At 68.4% G+C, this 6,965-nt stretch carries 3 protein-coding genes; 2 read left to right on the top strand and 1 reads right to left on the bottom strand.

The window, feature by feature from the left end; translation table 11 throughout:
- Positions 1–590 precede the first annotated feature (590 nt).
- Both NA5_RS29190 and NA5_RS29185 read left to right on the top strand, forming a co-directional pair.
- Positions 591–1,772 (top strand): exonuclease SbcCD subunit D, encoded by a 1,182-nt coding sequence (locus tag NA5_RS29190; RefSeq protein WP_062991742.1) that lies wholly within the window; start codon positions 591–593, stop codon positions 1,770–1,772.
- 262 nt (positions 1,773–2,034) lie between these two features.
- Positions 2,035–5,319: an AAA family ATPase gene (locus NA5_RS29185; protein ID WP_062991740.1), complete on the top strand. Its 3,285-nt coding sequence runs from the start codon at positions 2,035–2,037 to the stop codon at positions 5,317–5,319.
- A gap of 17 nt (positions 5,320–5,336) precedes the next feature.
- On the opposite strand, the gene NA5_RS29180 is transcribed toward NA5_RS29185, so the two are convergent.
- Positions 5,337–6,713, bottom strand: coding sequence for a hypothetical protein (locus tag NA5_RS29180; RefSeq protein WP_062991738.1), 1,377 nt, complete (start codon positions 6,711–6,713; stop codon positions 5,337–5,339).
- Positions 6,714–6,965: the final 252 nt, after the last annotated feature.

Genomic DNA, 6,965 nt, shown 5'->3' with positions numbered 1-6,965 from the left:
GCCTCCGCGGCCGTCGCGCGCTGCCCGGCGCGCGCGGCATGCCCGAGCCAGCCGAGCCCTACCCCGGCGGCGAACACCAGCATCAGTGCGACGAGCATCGGTGCGGTCATAGCGCAGATAGTGCCGCATGGCACCGACAAGTTCGAAACCAGTGAGCAATTGGACAGCAGTGCGTCGACAAATCAGGTAGGAGCCGCGGATTCGTACTGGGCAGATGATCCCCAATTTGTACGCAGCAAACACGGTGATCAGGCCGAACGACCCGCCATCGGCGCCCACAACGGACCGAGACTTGGGTTCGTGGCCCGTCTGGTGTCCGAGCCGCCGAAGCGCGTGTCGCAGCCTCGGGACTCGACAACGGCACCCGTGCACCAAGTGCTGAACATCCCGCCATCACCAACCACCACGGAGCGAGTCTTACGAGCGACCGTTCGCGGCCCGTCTCGCGTCCGAGCCGTCGAAGCGCATGCGCCGAAGGCGCGAGTCTCGACGGCTCGGACGCGAGACATCGGGGGGCCGCGAACACGCCGCGCCGAAGGCGCGGCCAATAAAATTGAGTGTGTCGGTGCGATCGCTTACGGTTTCGCGGCATGCGGATGCTGCACACCTCGGACTGGCACATCGGGCGCACGTTCCATGGGGTCGATCTGCTCGCCGATCAGGCCGCGGCGCTCGCGGCCATTGCCCAATTGGTGGCCGCCGAATCCGTTGACGTCGTCGTACTGCCGGGGGACGTGTACGACCGATCGATTCCGAGCGCGGACGCGATCGCGGTGTGTATCCAGGGATTCGAGGCCATCCGCGCGGCCGGTGCGCAGATCGTCGCGACCTCCGGCAACCACGATTCGCCCACGCGGCTCGGCGCCGGTGCGAGTTTCGCGGCGGCGGGTGGGCTGCACCTGCGCACGACGGTCGCCGCTGCCGATCAACCGGTGCTTTTGTCCGACGAGCACGGCGCGATCGCCTGCTACGGCATCCCGTATCTCGAACCGGAGATCACTCGAGCCGAACTCGATGTGCCGCAAGCACGTTCGCATGCGGAGATTCTGGACGCGGCAATGCGCCGGATTCGGGCCGATATCGCCGAGCGTCCCGGCACCCGCACCGTGGTGCTCGCCCACGCCTTCGTGGTCGGTGGTGAGGCGACCGGTTCCGAACGTTCGATCTCGGTCGGTGGTGTGGAGACCGTGCCGCTGTCGGCATTCGACGGCATCGACTACGTGGCGCTCGGACATCTGCATTCACCGCAGACGCTCTCGGAATCGGTCCGCTATTCCGGTTCCCCGCTGCCGTATTCGTTCGCCGAGACCTCGCATCGCAAGGCGGTGTGGCTGGTCGATCTGGACGCCACCGGCCTGCATTCGGTACAGCGCCGCGATCTTCCGCTGGTGCGCGGCCTGAGCCGTCTCACCGGGACGCTCGACGAATTGCTCAGCGACGCAGCCTATTCCGGGGCAGAGGAGCACTACGTCTCCGCCACGCTCACCGACTACGCCCGCCCCGTCGACGCCATGCGCAAACTGCGCGAACGCTTTCCGCATGCGGTGCACGTGGAATGGTCACGCCCGGAAGGCAACCCGGAATTGCGCTACCGTGAACGCGTGCACGGCCGCCGCGATACCGAAGTAGCGCAGAGCTTCCTCACCGACGTGCGCGGCGAACCGACCCCGGGCGAAATGGCCTGGCTGGAAAGGGCGCTCGCCGCCGCCGTCGCCGAACCGGACCGGGTGGTGCCCGCAGCGGTCACGCTTGCCGGAGAACTGTCCGCATGAGCGGCGGTCGGTCGACACACGACCCACTCGACCCGATGCCTTGCTGCCGAGAATCCGTGCCGGGCATCGTCGCTGCGGCAGCACGGTTTGCAAGCTATACAACCGATCGCCTCGCCGGGCCTCCGGAGCTGTGTACCGGCCATCATGGGTCCGCACGGTGCGGTGCGGCGAGTGGGTCCGCGCAGTGCGGTGCGGTGACCGCACAATTCGCGACGACGCGCCGGATGGTGTCGGCGGCGAATGCGGTCGCCGGGAGCGCTGCATGAGGCTGCACCGGCTGGAGATGACCGCATTCGGCCCGTTCGCCGAGACCACGGTCGTCGACTTCGACGCGCTCGGCGCGGATGGGCTGTTTCTGCTGCACGGGCAAACCGGTGCCGGAAAGACGACGGTGCTGGATGCGATCGCATTCGCGTTGTACGGCAGTGTGCCGGGGGCACGTGGCGAGAGTAGGCGCCTGCATTCCGACCACGCCGACGAGCAGACGCCACCGCGCGTCGTGCTCGAGGCGACGCTGGGCGGACGCCGAGTGCGGTTGACGCGCTCGCCGGAATTCCAGCGGCCGAGTAAGCGGGCCAAAAGCGGCTGGGTCAAGGAGAATGCCGCCGCCACGCTCGAATGGTTGGACGGGCGCGGTACGAACCTCGCTCGACTGACCGACATCGGTGACGAGATCATCCGATTGCTCGGGATGAGCGCTGACCAGTTCTTCCAAGTCGTGCTGCTGCCGCAAGGCGATTTCGCGCGATTCCTGCGCGCGGAGAACGAGGACCGCGAGAAGCTGCTCGAAAAGCTTTTCGACACAGAGCGTTTCGGTAGTGCCGAGCAGTGGTTGGCCGATAAGCGTCGGGCCTCGGCCGCCGACGTGGAGTCGCGCAAGCAGGGCATCGATCGGTTGATCGCCCAGGTCGCGGTGGCGGCGGGGGAGACGGCGGCCGAGTCCGTCGGGCCGCTCGAGGCAGTCGGCTGGTCGCAAGATCTGCTCGCGACCGCGCGCGCCGCACTCACCGAAACTGCTGCCGAAGCCGAACAGTGCCAAAAGGAGTCGGCGCGCATCAGGTCTCGTGCCGAAGAGCAACGCCGCCTGCACGAACTGCGCCGCCGCATGACCGCCGCGCGTGAGCGGCTCGACGAATACGCGGCCACCGCCGACCACCGCGCGGACCTGCAGACCGAACTCGAATCGGCCCGCCGCGCCGCGCCGGTCGCCGAGGCCATCGATGCGGCTCGCGCCGCGGTAATGCACGCCAGGCGCAAATCGGACGAAACCCACCGCATCGCGGCACGATTGGCCGCCCTGCTCGCCGAACCCGCTGGTGCGGATCTCGCGGGCAATGAGCTGATCACGGTTGAGCGCGGGCCGGACGGAACGCCGATCGTCGTTGCCGACGCGGATGTCGACGCGGCCATTCGACGGTGGAGCGCCCAGATCGGCGCGCTCGACGAGGTGAGCGCCGACGCGACCACCGCGACTCGGCTCACTTCCGAACTGGCCACGCTGCGCGACGAGGACGCCGCCCTCAGCGGCCGCGTGGACAAACTGACCCGAATGCGTCGGCAACTGCCCGAATCCATCGCCAGCATCGAGGCCCGGCTGCGCGAAACCACCGAGGCCGCAGCGAAACTGCCCACTCTTACCGCCGAATGCGAACGCCTGCAGTCCGCGGCGCTGGCGGCGGTCGAACTCGCCGGTCGCAGAACAACTCTCGACCACGCGCGGATCGAATTGGAGTCGGCCCGAGCCGCGCACCTCGATGCCAAGGAACGCGTGCTCGACCTGCGCGAGCGCAGGCTGGTCGGGATGGCCGCCGAACTCGCCGGTCAGCTGACCGACGGCGAGCCGTGTACGGTATGCGGCTCGGTCGACCATCCCGCACCGGCCCGCGCGGCGGCCAGCGCGGTGTCGAAGGAGGCCGAGGACGCGGCGGCCGCCGCGGAGCGCGCGGCCGAGGACACCCGCGACCGGGTGCTGGCCCGAATCACCGATCTGGAACGCGAAATCGATGCGCTGATCGCCCGCGGCGGCGATGCCGACCGCGTCGAACTTGCCGCCGCCCTTCGTGCCGCCACGGACCGCTACGAAGACGCCTCCGAACTCGCCAGCCTCTCCGACAGCCTCACCGCCGAACTGTCCCGTCTGCGCACCGACGAATCGCGCCTGCACGACGAACTCCGCGAGTCCGATAGCCGCCGCAGCACCGTCACCACCCGCATCGCCGCCGCCACCGCGCGCCTCACCGAACTCACCGATCGCCTGCGCACGGCCGCTGGGGCCGACGAAACCATCGACCGCCGCCGCACCCGCCTCGACACCTTGATCGGCGACGCCACCGCCCTCCGTGACGCCCGCAACGACGAGTCGGCCGCCATCGAGCAGGTCACCGTAATTGCCGATCGAGTCGAAAGTCTCGCGCGGGCAGCAGGTTTCGTCATCGATCAGGACGACAGCTCCGTCCTGGCCGGTCCGGAGGCAATGGCTGGTCCGAATGCTTCGCGGGTCGCCGGTCCACGCGGCCCGGCCAGTGGTAGGGCGGTCACCGATGCCGATGCCGACGGTGCTGGCGCTGGTGCGGTCTCCGAATCGATCGAGAGGCGGGTCGAAAACGCGGAAACCACGAGGGCCGCAGTCGGTTCGAGGTCAGCCGAAGAGGGCACGCAACCGCGCGATGACGTGGCTATGTTGACGGCATACGCGCGAGTGGTCACCGCCGCCTCGCGAACCGCGCAGCGGCAGAGTGAGATCGAAGCGGAACTCGTCGCCGCGGATCGAGCTCGCGCACATGCCGAGGCGGTCCTGGCCGAGCCCGAGATCCGAGCGGCCGCCTCGACCGAGCCCGGCGATCTCGCGGAGTTGGAGTCCGCCGTGGCGGCCGCGCAGAACCAATTGAACGCCGCGGTCGCCGCGCACGCGGAGGCCACTCGGCGGGTGAGCCTGCTGGAGGATCTGGGCGGTCAGCTGTGGGCCGCGGTCGATCGGATCGCCCCGGTGCAGCGCGCCCATGAGGAACTCGCCGCGCTCGCGGAGGTCGTCGCGGGCCGAGGCGAGAACAATCGTCGAATGTCGCTGCGTTCCTATGTACTTGCCGCCCGGCTGGAGGAAGTGGCTATGGCGGGTTCGGTTCGACTGCGCCGCATGTCGGGTGGTCGCTACGAATTCGTGCACTCCGACAAGGCGGGCCCGCGCGGCCGCCGCGGCGGCCTCGGTCTCGACATCCGTGACGACTACACCGGCGCGGTCCGCCCTGCCAAAACCCTCTCCGGCGGCGAAACTTTTATGGCCGCATTGTCATTGGCCCTTGGCCTCGCCGACACCGTAGCGGCCGAATCCGGCGGCGTGGTGCTCGACACCATCTTCATCGACGAGGGTTTCGGCGGACTCGATGCCGATACGCTCGACTCGGTCATGGGGGTGCTCGACGAACTGCGCGCGGGCGGGCGCGTGGTTGGCGTGGTCAGCCACGTCGACGAGATGCGCCAGCGGATTCCGAGCCGCCTGCACGTCATCCGCGGGCGAGGCGGCTCCCAACTCCGCGCGACCGTCGCTTGAGCGCATGCTGATCATGTTCATCGCGGATTGATCAGCCAGTCGAACGCGGCACGCACATCGGCCGGGGCGGCGTCGACGTACAGGACGTCGCCCGGGACGTTCAGCCGTCCGGGGCAGCTGGCACCGCCGATTTCGATCCTGGCGTCGGTGACCAGACGACCGGTTCGCACCTCGTAGACGTGTACGGGTACGGCCTTCTTCCGAAATGTCACGGTCGAGCGCTGGTTGGTGAGTTCGGTGATGTAGGGACAGGTTTCGACGGCCGCGCCGAACTCGGTCCTATCGGCACAGATCACCACGATGGCGTCGGCAGCGTCGTTGGCTCGCCACTCGGCGGGGAATGCAGCTGTGTCCGCATCGTTCCCGAACAGCAGTGCACGATTCGGGTTGGCGTTGCGGTAGGGCGGCGCGCCGCTGTAGGGCTTCGGGGTGCGGCAGTAGGCGGGTTGGGCGCCGGGAGACGGCGGGCGCAGCAGCTCGCGCACCACCGCCAACTCCATCGCCTGAGCAGCCCGCATGGCTCCGTTCCTGGCGCGGTCGGCGAGGGCGTGCTGTGGGTATTGGACCAGGAATTGCTGATATCGGGCGAGGGCGTGCGTCCAATCGCTGGCCGTCATGAGTTTGTCCCCGCATCCGACCAGCGCCGCGGGCGCGATGCGCGGCACCGCGTCGGCGGCACGGCCGAGGGCATCGCCGACCAGGTGTTGCTGTGCGATCCAGTCGGTTATCGCGACGGCATCGCAGACGTCCGCACTGGGCAACTGCTCGACGAGCCCGTCGACCACGCGACCGACCATCGTCTGATGGCCGGGCAACTCGGTGAGCACCATCGTCAGCAGTTCGAAACCCGTTGCCAGGGAATCGATATGACCGGTCGTGGCCGTGCGGAACGCTTCCTCGGCTCTCCTGATCAGCCTGCACGCCCGAACGGTTCCGTCGACGCGGTCCGTCAGCGGGGCGTCGGCGATGCGGTCACCGACCCAGAGCTGATCCGCGGCGGCCTGGGCCCGCGTACAGTCGCCGACTCGGCGGGCTTCGGCGACATCGGTTTCGATCCGCGCGGCCTCGACGCGAAGCAGCGCGACGGTCGCCAGGACCGGAACGGTGACGGCGAGCGCGAGCAGACGCTGCGTCCATACCCGGCCTTTCCGGCCGCCCGCCAGGATCCAGCCGTGCGCGGCGACAGCCACCCACCACAGCAGCACCATGACCTCGAACCACACGTCACGCACGAAACAGACGAGCAGGGTGATCAGCCCGAAGGTGATTGCCGTGGTGGTGATGGCCAGAACGCGCCGCCGCAGCATCAGGTACCCGATGCCGAGCAGCGACAAGTTGGCGACGGCGACCGCCAGCGGGTCGAGCGGCCGGTCTACCTGTATCGATCGATCCATTTGTCTGCCTTTCCGAGGCAACTGGCGAAAAACACTGTCGGGCAACGGATCCGGAAACGTTCCCAGCGGAATGTGATCCAGCCGAGCGAACCCCGGCAGCGCCGAGCGAGACCCCTCGAATGCTCGGTCGCCGCCGGGATATCGCCCGGTTGGGTCGATCCCTATGCTGGTTCGAACATGCTCTCCTGGGCAGTCCCGGACCGGTCCGGACCAGGTTTCGTACGGCAGCGCACCGATCCAGACCTGAAGTGC

The sequence above is a fragment of the Nocardia anaemiae NBRC 100462 genome (assembly GCF_001612725.1).
GTDB classification, from domain to species: domain Bacteria; phylum Actinomycetota; class Actinomycetes; order Mycobacteriales; family Mycobacteriaceae; genus Nocardia; species Nocardia anaemiae.
This window is presented reverse-complemented; position numbering and strand designations above follow the sequence as displayed.